The 15,109-nt window shown below is 64.6% G+C and carries 14 protein-coding genes; 12 read left to right on the top strand and 2 right to left on the bottom strand.

Annotation, left to right across the window (positions count from 1 at the left end):
- Positions 1–18 precede the first annotated feature (18 nt).
- The 11 genes from P5W98_RS33665 (at position 19) to P5W98_RS33615 (ending at position 11,127) form a co-directional block, all read left to right on the top strand.
- Positions 19–438, top strand: a complete 420-nt coding sequence (locus P5W98_RS33665) for a ribulose bisphosphate carboxylase small subunit (RefSeq protein WP_421028735.1) — start codon at positions 19–21, stop codon at positions 436–438.
- Positions 439–534: 96 nt separating this feature from the next.
- Positions 535–1,413 (top strand): CbbX protein, encoded by an 879-nt coding sequence (cbbX, locus tag P5W98_RS33660; RefSeq protein WP_421028734.1) that lies wholly within the window; start codon positions 535–537, stop codon positions 1,411–1,413.
- Between the two features lie 26 nt (positions 1,414–1,439).
- Positions 1,440–2,519, top strand: coding sequence for a class 1 fructose-bisphosphatase (locus P5W98_RS33655; RefSeq protein ID WP_421028733.1), 1,080 nt, complete (start codon positions 1,440–1,442; stop codon positions 2,517–2,519).
- Positions 2,520–2,555: 36 nt separating this feature from the next.
- Positions 2,556–3,434: a phosphoribulokinase gene (locus P5W98_RS33650; protein ID WP_421028732.1), complete on the top strand. Its 879-nt coding sequence runs from the start codon at positions 2,556–2,558 to the stop codon at positions 3,432–3,434.
- Between the two features lie 26 nt (positions 3,435–3,460).
- Entirely contained in the window at positions 3,461–5,497 is a 2,037-nt protein-coding gene (gene tkt, locus P5W98_RS33645) for a transketolase (protein ID WP_421028731.1), read from the top strand.
- On the top strand, positions 5,494–6,159 hold the full coding sequence (locus P5W98_RS33640) for a phosphoglycolate phosphatase (protein WP_421028730.1): 666 nt from the start codon (positions 5,494–5,496) through the stop codon (positions 6,157–6,159). The genes tkt and P5W98_RS33640 overlap by 4 nt, the downstream gene beginning before the upstream one ends.
- A 76-nt stretch (positions 6,160–6,235) precedes the next feature.
- Positions 6,236–7,252: a type I glyceraldehyde-3-phosphate dehydrogenase gene (gene gap, locus P5W98_RS33635; RefSeq protein ID WP_421028729.1), complete on the top strand. Its 1,017-nt coding sequence runs from the start codon at positions 6,236–6,238 to the stop codon at positions 7,250–7,252.
- Positions 7,249–8,448, top strand: a complete 1,200-nt coding sequence (locus tag P5W98_RS33630) for a phosphoglycerate kinase (RefSeq protein WP_421028728.1) — start codon at positions 7,249–7,251, stop codon at positions 8,446–8,448. Before gap ends, P5W98_RS33630 begins: the two co-directional genes overlap by 4 nt.
- A 42-nt stretch (positions 8,449–8,490) precedes the next feature.
- Complete coding sequence (fba, locus tag P5W98_RS33625) at positions 8,491–9,537, top strand: class II fructose-bisphosphate aldolase (protein ID WP_421028727.1); 1,047 nt, start codon at positions 8,491–8,493, stop codon at positions 9,535–9,537.
- Positions 9,538–9,541: 4 nt separating this feature from the next.
- Positions 9,542–10,300, top strand: coding sequence for a ribulose-phosphate 3-epimerase (gene rpe / locus P5W98_RS33620; protein ID WP_421028726.1), 759 nt, complete (start codon positions 9,542–9,544; stop codon positions 10,298–10,300).
- Positions 10,301–10,347: 47 nt separating this feature from the next.
- Complete coding sequence (locus tag P5W98_RS33615; protein ID WP_421028725.1) at positions 10,348–11,127, top strand: HAD-IA family hydrolase; 780 nt, start codon at positions 10,348–10,350, stop codon at positions 11,125–11,127.
- 117 nt (positions 11,128–11,244) lie between these two features.
- Here P5W98_RS33615 and P5W98_RS33610 read toward each other — a convergent pair whose 3' ends face one another.
- The gene (locus tag P5W98_RS33610) at positions 11,245–12,597 is read right to left on the bottom strand and encodes an amino acid permease (RefSeq protein ID WP_421028800.1); all 1,353 of its coding nucleotides are present in this window, start codon (positions 12,595–12,597) and stop codon (positions 11,245–11,247) included.
- Positions 12,598–13,230: 633 nt separating this feature from the next.
- Positions 13,231–14,622, bottom strand: a complete 1,392-nt coding sequence (locus P5W98_RS33605; RefSeq protein WP_421028724.1) for a uracil-xanthine permease family protein — start codon at positions 14,620–14,622, stop codon at positions 13,231–13,233.
- Positions 14,623–14,888: 266 nt separating this feature from the next.
- Between P5W98_RS33605 and P5W98_RS33600 the strand changes: the two genes are divergently transcribed.
- Positions 14,889–15,098: a DUF2945 domain-containing protein gene (locus P5W98_RS33600; RefSeq protein ID WP_421028723.1), complete on the top strand. Its 210-nt coding sequence runs from the start codon at positions 14,889–14,891 to the stop codon at positions 15,096–15,098.
- The last annotated feature ends 11 nt before the right edge of the window (positions 15,099–15,109 follow it).

Here is a 15,109-nt window from a genome sequence, read left to right as displayed (position 1 = left end):
CAAGGATAGGAGAACGATATGCGACTCACACAAGGGACTTTTTCTTTCCTGCCGGATCTCACCGACAACGAGATCCGCGCACAGATCGACTACGCGCTGCGCGAGGGCTGGGCCTGCTCCGTGGAATTCACCGACGATCCGCACCCGCGCAACGCGTATTGGGAAATGTGGGGCCTGCCGATGTTCGATCTCAGGGACGCCGCCGGCGTGATGCTCGAAGTCGATGCGTGCCGCAAGGCTAAGCCGAGCCATTACGTGAAGGTGAACGCGTTCGATTCCACCTTCGGCTTCGAGACGACACGCCTGTCGTTCATCGTCGCGCGGCCGGCGAACGAGCCGGGCTTCCGCCTCGGACGCGACGACGGCGCGGCGCGCAAGCTCCACTACAGCCTGCACCCCTACGCGGACGACAAGCCGTCGGGCGAGCGCTACGCGTGATGCGCGTACGCCAAACGGCTTGATGTCGATACCCCGAGCGGCGCGCGGCGCAAGCCGCGCGCCAGGCAATCCTCACTATTGACGGGACTGGACGCCATGAGCACTGAAACCGCCATCGATCTGCAGGCCATCGTGCGCGACGCACAGATTCACGATGTGCTCGAGCGCCTCGATCGCGAGCTGATCGGATTGAAGCCAGTTAAGACCCGCATCGCCGAGATTGCCGCGTTTCTCGTGGTCGAGCGCGCGCGCAAGGAGCTCGGCATGGCGACCGCTGCGCCGTCGCTGCATATGTGCTTCACCGGCAACCCGGGCACGGGCAAGACCACGGTCGCGATGCGCATGGCCGAGATCCTGCATCGCCTCGGCTACGTGAGGAAAGGCCACGTGGTGGCCGTGACCCGCGACGACCTGGTGGGCCAGTACATCGGCCACACCGCGCCCAAGACGAAGGAGGTGCTCAAGCGCGCGATGGGCGGCGTGCTCTTCATCGACGAGGCGTACTACCTGTATCGCCCCGAGAACGAGCGCGACTACGGCCAGGAGGCGATCGAGATCCTGCTGCAGATCATGGAGAACCAGCGCGACGACCTCGTTGTGATCCTCGCCGGCTACAAGGAGCGCATGGATACGTTTTTCCAGAGCAATCCAGGTTTCAAGTCGCGCATTGCGCATCACATCGATTTTCCCGACTACACCGACACGGAGCTCTTCGAGATTGCGGAACGGATGCTGCACGACATGCACTACCGGCTCGACGACGAGGCGAAGGCCGCGTTCCACGACTACATTGCGCGGCGCAAGGCGCAGCCCAACTTCGCGAATGCGCGCTCGATCCGCAATGCGCTCGACCGTGCGCGGCTGCGCCAGGCCAGTCGCGTGTTCTCGTCGCATGCGCCCGTGACGCGGGAAGCACTCGAAACCCTCGTGGCTGCCGACATTCGCGCGAGCCGCGTGTTCGGCGACAACGCATAAAAGACAGATCGATAAAGGAGACGTCCATGCAACATGGCCGAACGACGCTCTCGAAGTTCATCATCGAGGAGCACCGCCGTCATCCGGCGCGGGACGAGCAGCTTGCCGCGCTCGTCAACGATATCCAGACCGCCTGCAAGTATATCGGCGCGCGCGTCGCTCGCGGCGCGCTCGATGGCGCGATAGGCGCGGCGGGCATGAAGAACGTGCAGGGCGAGACGCAGCAGAAGCTCGACGTGATTTCCAACGAGATCATGCTCTCGTGCTGCGAGTGGGGCGGCCAGCTCGCGGGCATGGTCTCCGAGGAGCTCGAGCACGCCTACGAGATTCCTTCGGGGTATCCGCGCGGGCGCTATCTGTTGCTGTTCGACCCGCTCGACGGCTCGTCGAACATCGACGTCAACGTGACCGTCGGCACCATCTTCTCGGTGCTCATGGCGCCTCCCGGCGTGACCGAGCCGACGGTGGAGGACTTTCTGCAGCCGGGCACGGCGCAGGTCTGCGCGGGCTATGCGCTGTTCGGGCCCGCCGACATGATCGTGCTGACGCTCGGCCGTGGCGTGCACGGCTTCACGCTCGATCCGGAAATCGGCGCGTATATCCTCACGCACCCGGATATGCGGATCTGCGAGGAAACGCGCGAGTTCGCCATCAACGCGTCGAACATGCGCTATTGGGAACCGCCCGTGCAGCGCTATGTCGACGAATGCCTCGAAGGCAAGGCCGGTCCGCGCCAGACGGACTTCAACATGCGCTGGATTGCGTCGCTGGTGGCCGAGGTGCACCGCATCCTCATGCGCGGCGGCGTGTTCATGTACCCGAAGGACAAGAAGGATCCGGCGAAACCCGGCCGGCTGAGGCTGCTCTACGAGGCGAACCCCATGGCGATGCTCGTCGAGCAGGCGGGCGGGCGTGCATCGACGGGGCGCGGACGCATTCTCGAAGTCGAGCCCGATGCGCTGCATCAGCGCGTGCCGGTCATCCTCGGCTCACTGCGCGAGGTCGAGCGCATCGAACACTATCACAGCGAGTTCGACCGAGGTGCCGGCGAGCCCTTCGATTCACCGCTTTTCAATACGCGTTCGCTGTTCCGCGCGCCGCACTGAGGCGCGCGCCAACGAGATCGAGCATCAGGAGGAGACATGTCGACCAAACATCCGATTGTGGTGATCACGGGTTCGTCGGGCGCAGGCACGACAACCATCACCCGTGCGTTCCAGCACATTTTCCGGCGCGAGGGTGTGAACGCCGCCATCATCGAAGGCGATTCGTTTCATGCCTACGATCGCCTGCAGATGCGCCAGAAGCTCAAGGAGGCCGAGGCGTCCGGCGAGCACGGCTTCAGCCACTTCGGGCCGAGCGGGAACCTGTTCGAGGAACTCGCGCAACTGTTCGCGGCCTACGGCGAGAACGGCACGGGCCGCTGCCGCAAGTATCTGCACGACGAGGCCGAAGGCGCCGAGTACGGCCAGGCGCCGGGCACGTTCACACCGTGGGCCGATCTGCAGGAAGGCACCGACCTGCTGTTCTACGAAGGGCTGCACGGCGCGGTCGTGACCGACCGCGTTGACGTCGCGCAGCATGCGGATCTGCTCGTGGGCGTGGTGCCCACGATCAATCTCGAATGGATCCAGAAGCTGCATCGCGACCAGAACCTGCGCGGCTATTCGCAGGAAGCGGTCGTCGACACGATCCTGCGACGCATGCCCGACTACGTGAGCTACATCTGCCCGCAGTTCTCGCGCACGCACGTGAACGTGCAGCGCGTGCCGGTCGTCGATACGTCGAATCCGTTCATCGCGCGCGACATTCCTTCGCTCGACGAAAGCATGCTCGTGATCCGCTTCGCGGACCCGAAGGGTATCGATTTTCCGTATCTGCTTTCGATGCTGCACGACTCGTACATGTCGCGGCCAAACACGATTGTGTGTCCGGGCGGCAAGATGGGGCTCGCCATCCAGCTGATCTTCACGCCGATGATCCTGCGTCTGATGAGCAACCGCCGGCAGGCGCTGCTGTAACGCACGCTCACGAAAGAGGTGTCTCTATGAATCACCCTAGTCATGCGGGCCGCGAGAGCGCGGCGCCGCCAAGCCGCCGCCAGCTCGCGAATGCGCTGCGCTTTCTCGCTATCGACGCTGTGGAGGTCGCCAGGTCGGGGCATCCCGGCATGCCGATGGGCATGGCCGACATTGCCGAAGTGCTGTGGCGCGATCATCTGCGGCACAGCCCGGGCAATCCGTCCTGGCCGAATCGCGACCGCTTCGTGCTCTCGAACGGGCATGGTTCGATGCTGCTGTACGCGGCGCTGCACCTCTCGGGCTATGATCTGCCGCTCGATGAGTTGAAACGCTTCCGGCAACTGCATTCCAGGACGCCTGGCCATCCTGAATATGGCTTGACGCCTGGTGTCGAGACGACGACGGGACCGCTCGGCCAGGGGCTTGCGAATAGCGTGGGCATGGCCTTCGCGGAGCAGTTGCTGGCCGCGCGCTTCAACCGGTCTGGATTTCCCGTCGTCGATCACCATACCTACGTGTTTCTGGGCGACGGCTGCCTGATGGAAGGCGTGAGCCATGAGGCGTGTTCGCTGGCCGGCACGCTCGGGCTCGGCAAGCTGATCGCCTTCTACGACGACAACGGCATTTCGATCGACGGCCACGTAAGCGGCTGGTTTACCGACGACACGGCGGCGCGTTTTCGCGCGTATGGCTGGCAGGTGGTGGGGCCGCTCGACGGCCACGACGCGGCGGCCGTGGAGGCCGCAATACGCGAGGCGCACGCCGACGAAGCACGCCCGACGCTGATCGTCTGCCGCACGACCATCGGCTGGGGTTCCCCGAATAAGGCCGACACGCACGACGTGCATGGCGCGCCGCTCGGCGCCGATGAAATCGCAGCGACGCGCCGCGCGCTCGGCTGGGATCACGCGCCGTTCGAGATTCCCGAGGCGATCCGCGCGAGCTGGAGTGAGGTCGAGCGCGGCGCGGCCCGTGTGCGCGAATGGCGGGCGTTGTTCGAAGCGTATCGCATCGAGTATCCGGACGAGGCGGCGGAGTTCGAGCGCCGGACGAACGGCGAGCTTCCTGAGGACTGGCCGCGTATATCCGGGAAGCTGATTCGCGCGGCATGTGACGCCACCGCGCCGTGCGCCACGCGCAAGTCGTCGCAGCTTGCGCTCGAAGTGCTGGTGCCTGCATTGCCCGAACTGTTCGGCGGCTCGGCGGACCTGACCGGCTCCAATCTCACTGCCGTCAATGCGTCCCGCGCGTTCGTGCCTCGCGGCACGCCCGATCCGCATGCGAACTACCTTTCGTACGGCGTGCGCGAGTTCGGGATGATGGCAATGATGAACGGCATGGCGCTGCATGGCGGCTTCATTCCGTACGGCGGCACGTTCCTCGTGTTCTCCGATTACGCACGCAACGCCATTCGCATGAGCGCGCTGATGAAGCTGCGCGTGATCCATGTGCTCACACACGATTCGATCGGGCTGGGCGAGGACGGGCCGACCCATCAGCCGGTCGAGCACGTTGCCAGCCTGCGCCTGATTCCGGGGCTCGATGTGTGGCGCCCATGCGATTCGGTCGAGACCGCGGTTGCGTGGCAGATGGCCATCGAGCGCGCGCACGGGCCGACCTCGCTCGTGCTGTCACGTCAGAACCTGCCGCAGGCGCCATCCAACGACGCACGGACCGAACAGATCCGCAAGGGCGGCTATGTGCTGAGCGACTCGGTGGATGGCGCACCGGAAGTCGTGCTGATTGCTACGGGATCCGAAGTGTCGTTGGCGGTTGAAGCGCAGGGGCGGCTCGTGCAGCAGGGCGTGCGCGTACGCGTGGTGTCGATGCCGTCGAGCTCCGTGTTCGACCGGCAGGACGCCGCATATCGAGTAGCGGTGCTTCCCGCGGACGTGCGCCGCGTGGCGGTGGAAGCCGCGCACGGCGACTTCTGGCACAAGTATGTGGGCCCGGACGGCAAGGTAATCGGCCTCGCGTCGTTCGGAGAATCGGCGCCCGCTTCGGATCTGTACGCGCACTTCGGCGTGAGTGTGGAGCGCATCGTGGAGGCGTGCCTGGCATGAAGACACAGCTCATCACCTTCGATCTCGACGGCACATTGTTCGACACGGCACCCGAAATTGCGCTTGCGGTCAACCGCGCGCTTGAGGCCCACGGTCTCTCGCCGGTTTCGCTCGACACCGTGATCGGCTACATCGGCAACGGCACGCGGGAGCTGATGCGCCAGGTGCTCGCGCGCCACGGTCTGGAAGCACAGGTCTCGCTCGACGAGATGATGCCCGTATTCGACGCGCATTACGACGCCACGGCGGGTACGACGGCGATGCCCTATCCGGGCGTGCCGGCCGCGCTCGCGCGGTTGCGCGCTGCCGGCATGCGCATGGCCGTGGTCACGAACAAGGACCATCGCTTCGCCCAGCGGCTGATCGAGCGCGCGGGATTTGCGCAGTATTTCGACGTCGTGCTCGGCGGAGACAGCCTGCCTGACAAGAAGCCGCATCCCGCACCGATCCTCTATTGCGTCGAGCGCCTCGACGTGTCCACGGACGCGGCTGCGCACCTGGGCGATTCGCGCACCGACGTGCAGTCGGCGCGCCGCGCGGGCGTCGCCGCGTGGGCCGTGCCCTACGGCTACAACCACGGCGCGCCCATCGCGCAGGCGCATCCGGACCGCGTGTTCGCGTCCATTGCGGAGATGGCGGACCACGTGCTGCCGCCGGAATGAAACCATTTGGAATCCGAACATAATCAGAACTGAATCAGCATTGGGCGATGCCCATTCACAACATCAAGGAGACGACATGCCTGTCAACGTGGCGATCAACGGTTATGGCCGCATCGGGCGCAATGTGTTGCGCGCGCTGTACGAGTCGAAGCGCACGCGTGAAATCCGCATCGTGGCGATCAACGATCTCGGCGACGCGCACATCAACGCGCATCTCACGCGTTACGACACTGTGCACGGCCCGTTCTCGGGCACCGTCGAGGTGGACGGCGACGCACTCGTGGTCGACGGTGACCGCATCCAGGTGCTGTCCGTGCGCGATCCCGCGCAACTGCCGTGGCGCGCGCTCGATGTCGACGTCGTGTTCGAGTGCACGGGACATTTCACGAGCAAGGAGAAGGCGTCCGCACATCTGGCCGCAGGCGCGCACAAGGTCATGATCTCAGCGCCGGGCGGCAAGGACGTCGACGCGACCATCGTCTATGGCGTCAACGATGCGCTCCTGCGCCAGTCGTTCACGGTCGTCTCGAACGCGTCGTGCACCACCAATTGTCTCGCGCCGCTCGTCAAGCCGCTGCATGCGGCGCTTGGCGTCGAGCACGGCCTCATGACGACGATTCATTCGTATACGAACGATCAGGTGCTCACCGACGTGTATCACGAGGACCTGCGCCGGGCGCGCTCGGCCACGCACTCGATGATCCCCACCAAAACGGGCGCCGCTGCCGCCGTCGGCCTCGTGATTCCGGAGTTGAACGGCCGGCTCGATGGCTTTGCGATACGCGTGCCGACGATCAACGTGTCGGTGGTCGATCTGACCTTCACGGCCGCGCGGGCAACGAGCGTCGAAGAGGTCAACGAGATCGTCAGGGATGCCGCGCATGGCGAGTTGAAGGGCATTCTCGGCTACAACGACTTGCCGCTGGTATCCGTCGATTTCAATCACGACCCGCGTTCGTCGATTTTCGACGCCACGCAGACGCGCGTGATCGGCGGCACGCTGGTCAAGGTGTTGAGCTGGTACGACAACGAATGGGGCTTCAGCAACCGCATGCTCGACACGACGCTCGCCTGGATGGAGGCGTCGCAATGAACGCATCGGTGCCTGAGCTCGACGATCTGGCCGCGCGCGGCGCATTGCGCGGCAAGCGCGTATTTATCCGCGCGGACCTGAACGTGCCGCTCGACGAACAGGGCCGTGTGGTCGAGGACACGCGGATTCGCGCGTCCCTGCCGGCCATCGCAATGTGCGCGCAAGCCGGCGCGGCGGTGATGGTGACATCGCATCTCGGGCGTCCGGTTGAAGGCGAACTGAGGCCGCAGGACTCGCTCGCGCCGGTCGCCGTGCGTCTATCGGAATTGCTCGGCTGCGAGGTGGGGCTGGTGCAAGACTGGGTCGATGGCGGCTTCGACGTCGCGCCGGGCAAAGTCGTGCTGCTCGAAAACTGCCGCGCGAACTCGGGCGAGAAGTCCAACGACGATGCGCTCGCGCAGAAAATGGCGCGCCTGTGCGACATCTACGTGAACGACGCGTTCGGCACCGCGCACCGCGCGGAAGCCACCACCGAAGGCATTGCCCGTCACGCGGGCGTCGCCTGCGCGGGGCCGCTGCTGATCGCCGAACTCGATGCGCTCGGCAAAGCGCTCGATGCGCCAGCGCGCCCGTTGGTCGCGATCGTCGCGGGCTCGAAGGTGTCGACCAAGCTGACGATCCTCAAGTCGCTCGCGACGAAGGTCGATCAGCTGATTGTCGGCGGCGGCATTGCGAACACCTTCATGCTGGCAGCGGGGCTGCCGATCGGCAAGTCGCTCGCCGAGCCGGATCTGGCGGGCGAGGCGCGCGAGATCATGGACTTGATGGCGGCGCGCGGCGCGTCGGTGCCGATTCCGGTCGACGTCGTGTGCGCGAAGACCTTCAGTGCAACGGCGCCGGCCGCCGTGAAGGATGTTAAGGATATCGAAGCGGACGACCTGATTCTCGACATCGGACCGCAGACCGCAGCGATGCTGGCGGAGCGGCTTGCCCGGGCGGGCACGGTCGTTTGGAACGGGCCGGTCGGCGTGTTCGAGTTCGACGCGTTCAGCCACGGCACCGAAACGATCGCGCGAGCCATCGCCGCATCGCCCGCGTTTTCACTCGCGGGCGGCGGCGACACGCTGGCGGCGATTGCGAAATACGGCATCGCCGCCGACGTGGGCTACATCTCCACGGGCGGCGGCGCCTTTCTCGAAGTGCTGGAGGGCAAAGTGCTGCCGGCCGTCGACATCTTGCAGCGCCGCGCGGGCTGATTCGCGGTTCGGGCCGCATTCGTTTTTATAGAGGAGACTCTCATGGCACTCATCTCACTGCGCCAGTTGCTCGATCATGCTGCCGAGCACGGCTACGGCGTACCGGCGTTCAACGTCAACAATCTCGAGCAGATCCAGGCCATCATGGAGGCCGCCGAGGACACGCAAAGCCCGGTGATCCTGCAGGCGTCCGCCGGCGCGCGCAAGTATGCGGGCGAGCCTTATCTGCGCCACATGGTGCTCGCGGCCATCGAAGCGCATCCCGACATTCCCCTCGTGCTGCATCAGGACCACGGCGGCAGTCCCGCCGTGTGCCAGATGGCGATCCGCTCCGGTTTTTCCAGCGTGATGATGGACGGCTCGCTCGAGGAGGACATGAAAACGCCGGCCAGCTACGAGTACAACGTGCGCGTCACGCGCACCGTCTGTGAGATGGCGCATGCGGTAGGCGTGTCGGTGGAAGGCGAGCTCGGTTGTCTGGGCTCGCTCGAGACCGGCGAGGCCGGCGAGGAAGATGGCGTCGGCGCACAGGGCAAGCTCTCCCACGACATGCTGCTCACCGACCCCGGCGAGGCGCGCGACTTCGTCGAACGCACCGGCGTGGATGCGCTGGCGATTGCAATCGGCACGTCGCACGGCGCCTACAAGTTCACGCGCAAGCCGAGCGGCGACATTCTCGCCATCGACCGCATCGCCCAGATCCACGAACGCATTCCCGATACGCATCTGGTGATGCACGGCTCGTCTTCGGTGCCGCAGGAATGGCTCGAAATCATCCGGCGCTACGGCGGCGACATCAAGGAGACCTACGGCGTGCCGGTGGAGGAAATTCAACGCGGCATTCGCAGCGGCGTGCGCAAGGTGAATATCGACACCGACATCCGGCTCGCGATGACGGGCGCCATGCGCAAGCTGTTCGCCGAACAGCCTGCGGAATTCGATCCGCGCAAGGCGTTCGCGGCGGCGAGAAAGGCGGCGCGCGGCATCTGCGCCGCCCGTTTCGAGGCATTCGGCTGCGCCGGGGCGGCCTCGCGCATCAAGCCGGTACCGCTCGAACGGATGGCCGAACGCTACAGCAAGAAGGGGTGACGCCATGGACGCGCTCAATCCCTTGCTCATCGCGCCGAGCCTCCTGTCCGCCGATTTCGCGCGGCTCGGCGAAGAGGTCCGCGCGCTTGAAGCGGCCGGCGCCGACTGGCTCCATTTCGACGTGATGGACAACCACTACGTGCCGAACCTGACGGTCGGCCCCATGGTGTGCGCAGCGCTGCGCCCGCATACGTCATTGCCGATCGACGTGCATCTGATGGTGCGGCCCGTCGATGCGCTCGTCGGCGAGTTCGCTCAGGCCGGCGCGAACTCGATCAGCTTTCATCCCGAGGCGAGCGATCACGTCCACCGCACGCTCCATCTGATCAAGGAGCGCGGATGCCGCGCCGGTCTCGCGCTCAATCCGGCCACGCCGCTCGCGTGGCTCGACGAGGTGCTGGGCGACCTCGACTTCGTGCTGCTGATGTCGGTGAATCCCGGTTTTGGCGGGCAGAAGTTCATCGAGCCGGTGCTCGGAAAGATTCGCGCGGTGGCCACGCTCATCGACCATGCGGCGGCGCAGACCGGTCGCCGGCCGCGCCTCGAGGTCGATGGCGGCATCAAGCTCGATAACGTGGCGCAGGTGGCGGCGGCGGGCGCGGATACGCTCGTTGCCGGCTCCGCGGTGTTCGGCGCGCCGGACTACCGGAGCGTGATCGAAGGGCTGCGCAGCCGCGCGGAGCACGCGCGGCTTCAGGCGCGTGAACACGCGAGAGAACGAGCGCGCGAACCTGGTGTGGCCGGTTCGCGAACGGCGCCGTGACCGGCGCTCATGGCGTCATGGCGCAACACAGCAAGGAGAGGCGACCCATGCAGGCGCTCATATTCGACGTGGACGGCACCATGGCCGACACCGAGGCGGTGCATCGCGAAGCGTTCAACGCCGCGTTTGCCGAAGTCCGGCTCGACTGGCATTGGGACGAGGCTTTGTACACGCGTCTACTCAACGTGGCAGGCGGCAAGGAGCGCATCGAGCGCTACTGGCGCTGCGTCGAGCCGGAAGAGACTGATGGCAAGCGCATGAAGGAGACGATAGCCGCGATCCACGCCATCAAGACGCGGTATTACACCGAACGCGTGCAGGGCGGCGCGGTGGCGCTGCGGCCGGGCATCGCGCGCCTGATCGACGAGGCGAACGCGGCGAGTTTGCCGCTGGCGATTGCCACCACGACCACGACGACCAATCTCGACGCGCTGCTCAGCGGCCCGCTCGGCGCCGGCTGGCGCAAGCGTTTCGCGGCGGTGTGCGATGCATCGAGCGCACCCGTGAAAAAGCCGGCGCCCGACGTGTATTACGCGGTCTTGCAGCAGATCGGCGTGCCGGCGGCCGCATGCCTCGCGCTCGAAGATTCGGAAAACGGCCTGCGCGCCGCGTGCGCCGCGGGTATTCCTGCTGTGATCACCACGAATGCCTATACGGAATCGCAGTGCTTCGACGGTGCGCTGCGCGTGCTGCCGCATTTGGGCGACCCGCGACAGCCGTTGCCGGAGAGCGTGGCAGGCGCGGAGGGTGGATGGGTGGATCTGGCGTCGCTAAGGCGTTTGCACGGCGGCGCTTCAACCCATGAAGGTTGGAAAGCGAATATCTGAGTTCCGAACTCGAACGCAGGTGGTCAGATCCCGTTCAGGGTAGTTGAGAGGCCAGGCGCTCGTCAGAACGCCTGGCCGTTTTGTTCAATCTTCGTCTTCGCCCAAACGTTCGGCTTGCTACACGAGTTCTTCAGCGCGCTGACGTTGCGCGATCCGCTCGTCTGACGCCGCCTTGCGGTTGAACCCCAGCACGTAATAAAGCACCCCCAGCGCCACGAGCCAGGCCGGGCCAACCACGAGCGCCACGCGGGTATCCGGGAAGTAGCCCATCAAGCCGATCACCACTAGCAGGAAGCCTAACGCGATGTAAGAGCCATACGGCCAGAAGGGCATTTTGTAGAAGAGGTTGGCCTGCTCATGACGATTGAGGCTGCGGCGGAACTTGAGTTGCGACAGCAGAATGACGGCCCAGGTCCAAACCGCGCCGAAAGTGGAAATGGCCGTCAGCCAGCTGAACACCTCTTTGGGCGCCAGGTAGTTGAGCAGCACGCCACCCAGCAGCACCACCACCGACATCAGCACGGCCGGCACCGGCACGCCTCTCTTGTCCACTTTTGCAAACAGCGGCAGGGCCTGCCCCTGCTCGGCCAGGTTATAGAGCATGCGGCCAGTGCTGAAGATGCCGCTATTGCACGAGGACAGTGCAGCGGTCAGTACCACGAAGTTGACGATGCCAGCGGCCGCGGGAATCCCCATGCGCGCGAAGGTCATCACGAACGGACTGCCCTGCGTGCCGATCTGGTCCCACGGATAGAGCGACATGACCACGAACAGCGCGCCAACATAGAAAATCAGGATGCGCCAGAACACAGAGTCGATGGCGCGCGCCAATGTCTTCTTCGGGTTTTTCGCTTCACCGGCGGTCAGTCCGATCATTTCCACGCCCAGGTAGGCGAACATCACCATCTGCAGCGACATCAACACACCCTTGACACCGTGGGGCATAAAACCGCCATGGCTCCACAGGTTTGAAATGCCGGTCGCCACGCCGTGATTGCCCAGTCCAAAAAAGATCATGCCGAGACTGGAGACGATCATCAGCACGATCGTGACGACCTTGATCAGCGCGAACCAGAATTCAAACTCGCCGTAGGCTCTCACGCTGATGAAGTTGACGCAGCCCATGATCGTCAATGCGGACAGTGCCCAGATCCAGTGCGGCACGCCTGGAAACCATATCCCCATGTAAATGCCGACGGCGGTGATTTCCACCATGCAGGTCACGACCCAGAGGAACCAATAGTTCCAGCCGGTCAGATAACCGGCGAGCGGACCGAGATAGTCTTGCGCATAGCGGCTGAACGAACCGGCCACCGGGTTGTGAGTCGCCATTTCGCCCAGTGCACGCATGATCAGGAATATGGCGAGGCCGCCTAATGCATAGGACAGCATGATGGCCGGACCGGCCATTTTGATGGCGCTGGCCGAGCCCAGGAACAAGCCCGCACCAATGGCTGCACCGAGCGCCATGATGTTGATGTGCCGCTCCTCCAGCCCGCGATGTAATGTCTCTTCCTTCTCGTTCACAGGTGTCTCCTCTTGAACATAAATCTCGTTCCCATCGATCAGATTGGGAAGGCGTCTTGCGCGGCGTGATCGCACCGCTTTTATCCGCAGTTCCGACGCGCAACGGGGGCAGCGCAGCCGGTTTTGTCCCCATGCGTCCTGGCATCGCGTTCACTGCTTCGGGCGCGGGGCCGGGCGGACGTATCGAGCCATCACGCGCATGTCACATCGAAACTGCAAATTCGCAGCTTTCCAGTAAGGTTCGCTATGTTATGTGCAGATATCAAGTTGAAGATAACGAATTTTAGAGAAATAAAGGAAAAACAACTGTTCCCGGGAGGCTGTTGAAATAGCTCCCGCCGCCGCCATCGGAGCGGCAAAGGTTGAAACGAAGGAACGGACGACACAGGGACCGAAACGGCGCGGCGCGCACGGCTGCACCGTGGCGATGGTCAGAATGCGAAGCGGGATGAGTTGGCGCCGGCCTGTCGGGCGAGCATGTCAGCGGATGGAGCGGGTCGGTGGTGACCAGACTCTGGAGAGACGAGGCAGACAAAGGCGCCAGGTTTCATTACCCTGGCGCCCCAAAACACACCATCAAGCCTTTTCAGGCAGGAACCAGTTCATCACGAGCGCACAGATGCCGCCCGTGGCTACGCCCGATTCCAGCACGTTCCTGAGCGCATGCGGCAGGTTCGCGAGGATCTCCGGCACCTGCGAGACGCCCAGGCCCAGCGACAGCGAAACCGAGATGATGAGCAGCGCGCGGCGGTCCAGCCGGATGCCCGCGAGGATGTTGATGCCCGAAGCGGCCACTGCGCCGAACATCACCATGGCCGCCCCGCCCAGCACGGGTTCGGGCACGGCTTGCAGCGCGCCCGCGACCGGCGGGAACAGCCCGAGCACCACGAGCATGGCCGCGATCCAGATGCCCACATGGCGGCTCGCGATGCCGGTGATCTGAATCACGCCGTTGTTCTGCGCGAAGACCGAGCTCGGGAAGGTGTTGAACACGCCGGCGATCAGCGAGTTGGCGCCGTTCACGAGCACGCCGCCCTTGATGCGCCGCATCCACACGGGGCCTTCCACGGGCTCCTTCGAGATCTTGCTGGTGGCCGTAACGTCGCCGATGGCTTCGAGCGAGGTGACGAGATAGATGATCAGCATCGGCACGAACAGCGACCACGAGAAGCTCAGGCCGAAGTGCAGCGGAGTCGGGATCTGAAACAGGGCGGCTTCGCGGGCGCCCGTAAAGTCGAGCCGGCCCATGAGGCCGGCCACGATATAGCCGATTGCGAGCGCGATGACGAGCGCCGTGCTGCGCACCCAGACGATGGGCACGCGGTTGAGCACGATGATGGTGCCGAGCACGACAAACGAAAGCGTGAGGTTCTCGGCGCTCGCGAAGCTGTGGCTGGCAATGGCGCCATAGCCGCCGCCCATGCTGATGAGGCCGACCTTGATGAGCGTGAGGCCGATCAGCAGCACCACGACGCCCGTGACGAGCGGCGTGATGAGCCGCTTGATGAAGGGCAGGATGCGCGAGACGCTCATTTCGACGAACGATCCGGCGATGACGACGCCGAAGATGGCCGACATCACCGTGGTCACGGGCGTGCCTTCATGGACCATCAGGCTGCCGCCGGCGATCAGCGGGCCGACGAAGTTGAAGCTCGTGCCCTGCACGATAAGCAGGCCCGCGCCCAGCGGCCCGAAGCGCTTGCACTGGAGAAACGTGGCGATGCCGGAGATCACGAGCGACATCGAAACGATCAGCGTGGTGTCGCGGCTCGAGACGCCCAGCGCCTGGCAGATCAGCAGACCCGGCGTGACGATCGGCACGATGATGGCCAGCAGGTGCTGAAGGGCGGCCACGAAGGCAAGCGTGGGGGCGGGGCGGTCGTCGGGACCGTAGACAAGGTCGCGGGTGAGGTCGGCGTCATCGGCGGCGCCGTGGGACGTGCGTTGAGCGGAGGAAGCGGGTTGCATCTAGGGCCAGCGGGTCGAGAAGGTCAAAAGGGAAAGGGAGGCCTAGCCGAAGGTGGAAACGGCGGACAATGTGGGTAACACGGAAAAGCGCGGGAAGTGCGGGAAGTGCGGGATTTTAACGGCAAGACCACGGATTCGCCTCGAAAATCAACGATCGGCATAAGATTGGAGCCGGCTATTCGTGCAACGCGATGCGTCGAATAAGCCGGCGCATATGATTGCGTTGGCCGCAAGCCGCGTCGCAAACGCCCGGCAGGAGGAACGACATGACGAACAGGTTCAGGCCCGGTGACCGGGTCGGCTGGAATTCTGAGGCGGGCTGGGTCACGGGCACAATCGTTGCGGTGCACACGGCGGACTTCGACTATAAGGGGCACACGCATCGTACGTCGCCGGACGACCCGCAGTACGAGATCAAGAGCGACAAGACCGATCACATTGCCGCCCATCGCGGCCGCGTTCTTCAACGGATTTGAACCGGAGGCAG

It is taken from the genome of Paraburkholderia sp. A1BS-2L (genome assembly GCF_051125205.1).
GTDB lineage: Bacteria > Pseudomonadota > Gammaproteobacteria > Burkholderiales > Burkholderiaceae > Paraburkholderia.
This window is presented reverse-complemented; position numbering and strand designations above follow the sequence as displayed.

Coding starts and splice junctions, on each gene's coding strand:
- P5W98_RS33600 (WP_421028723.1), top strand. CDS start 14,889: ATGACGAACAGGTTCAGGCCCGGTGACCGGGTCGGCTGGAATTCTGAG.
- rpe (WP_421028726.1), top strand. CDS start 9,542: ATGGACGCGCTCAATCCCTTGCTCATCGCGCCGAGCCTCCTGTCCGCC.
- gap (WP_421028729.1), top strand. CDS start 6,236: ATGCCTGTCAACGTGGCGATCAACGGTTATGGCCGCATCGGGCGCAAT.
- fba (WP_421028727.1), top strand. CDS start 8,491: ATGGCACTCATCTCACTGCGCCAGTTGCTCGATCATGCTGCCGAGCAC.
- P5W98_RS33630 (WP_421028728.1), top strand. CDS start 7,249: ATGAACGCATCGGTGCCTGAGCTCGACGATCTGGCCGCGCGCGGCGCA.
- P5W98_RS33650 (WP_421028732.1), top strand. CDS start 2,556: ATGTCGACCAAACATCCGATTGTGGTGATCACGGGTTCGTCGGGCGCA.
- P5W98_RS33665 (WP_421028735.1), top strand. CDS start 19: ATGCGACTCACACAAGGGACTTTTTCTTTCCTGCCGGATCTCACCGAC.
- P5W98_RS33610 (WP_421028800.1), bottom strand. CDS start 12,597: ATGGCGCTCGGTGCAGCCATTGGTGCGGGCTTGTTCCTGGGCTCGGCC.
- tkt (WP_421028731.1), top strand. CDS start 3,461: ATGAATCACCCTAGTCATGCGGGCCGCGAGAGCGCGGCGCCGCCAAGC.
- P5W98_RS33615 (WP_421028725.1), top strand. CDS start 10,348: ATGCAGGCGCTCATATTCGACGTGGACGGCACCATGGCCGACACCGAG.
- P5W98_RS33605 (WP_421028724.1), bottom strand. CDS start 14,622: ATGCAACCCGCTTCCTCCGCTCAACGCACGTCCCACGGCGCCGCCGAT.
- cbbX (WP_421028734.1), top strand. CDS start 535: ATGAGCACTGAAACCGCCATCGATCTGCAGGCCATCGTGCGCGACGCA.
- P5W98_RS33640 (WP_421028730.1), top strand. CDS start 5,494: ATGAAGACACAGCTCATCACCTTCGATCTCGACGGCACATTGTTCGAC.
- P5W98_RS33655 (WP_421028733.1), top strand. CDS start 1,440: ATGCAACATGGCCGAACGACGCTCTCGAAGTTCATCATCGAGGAGCAC.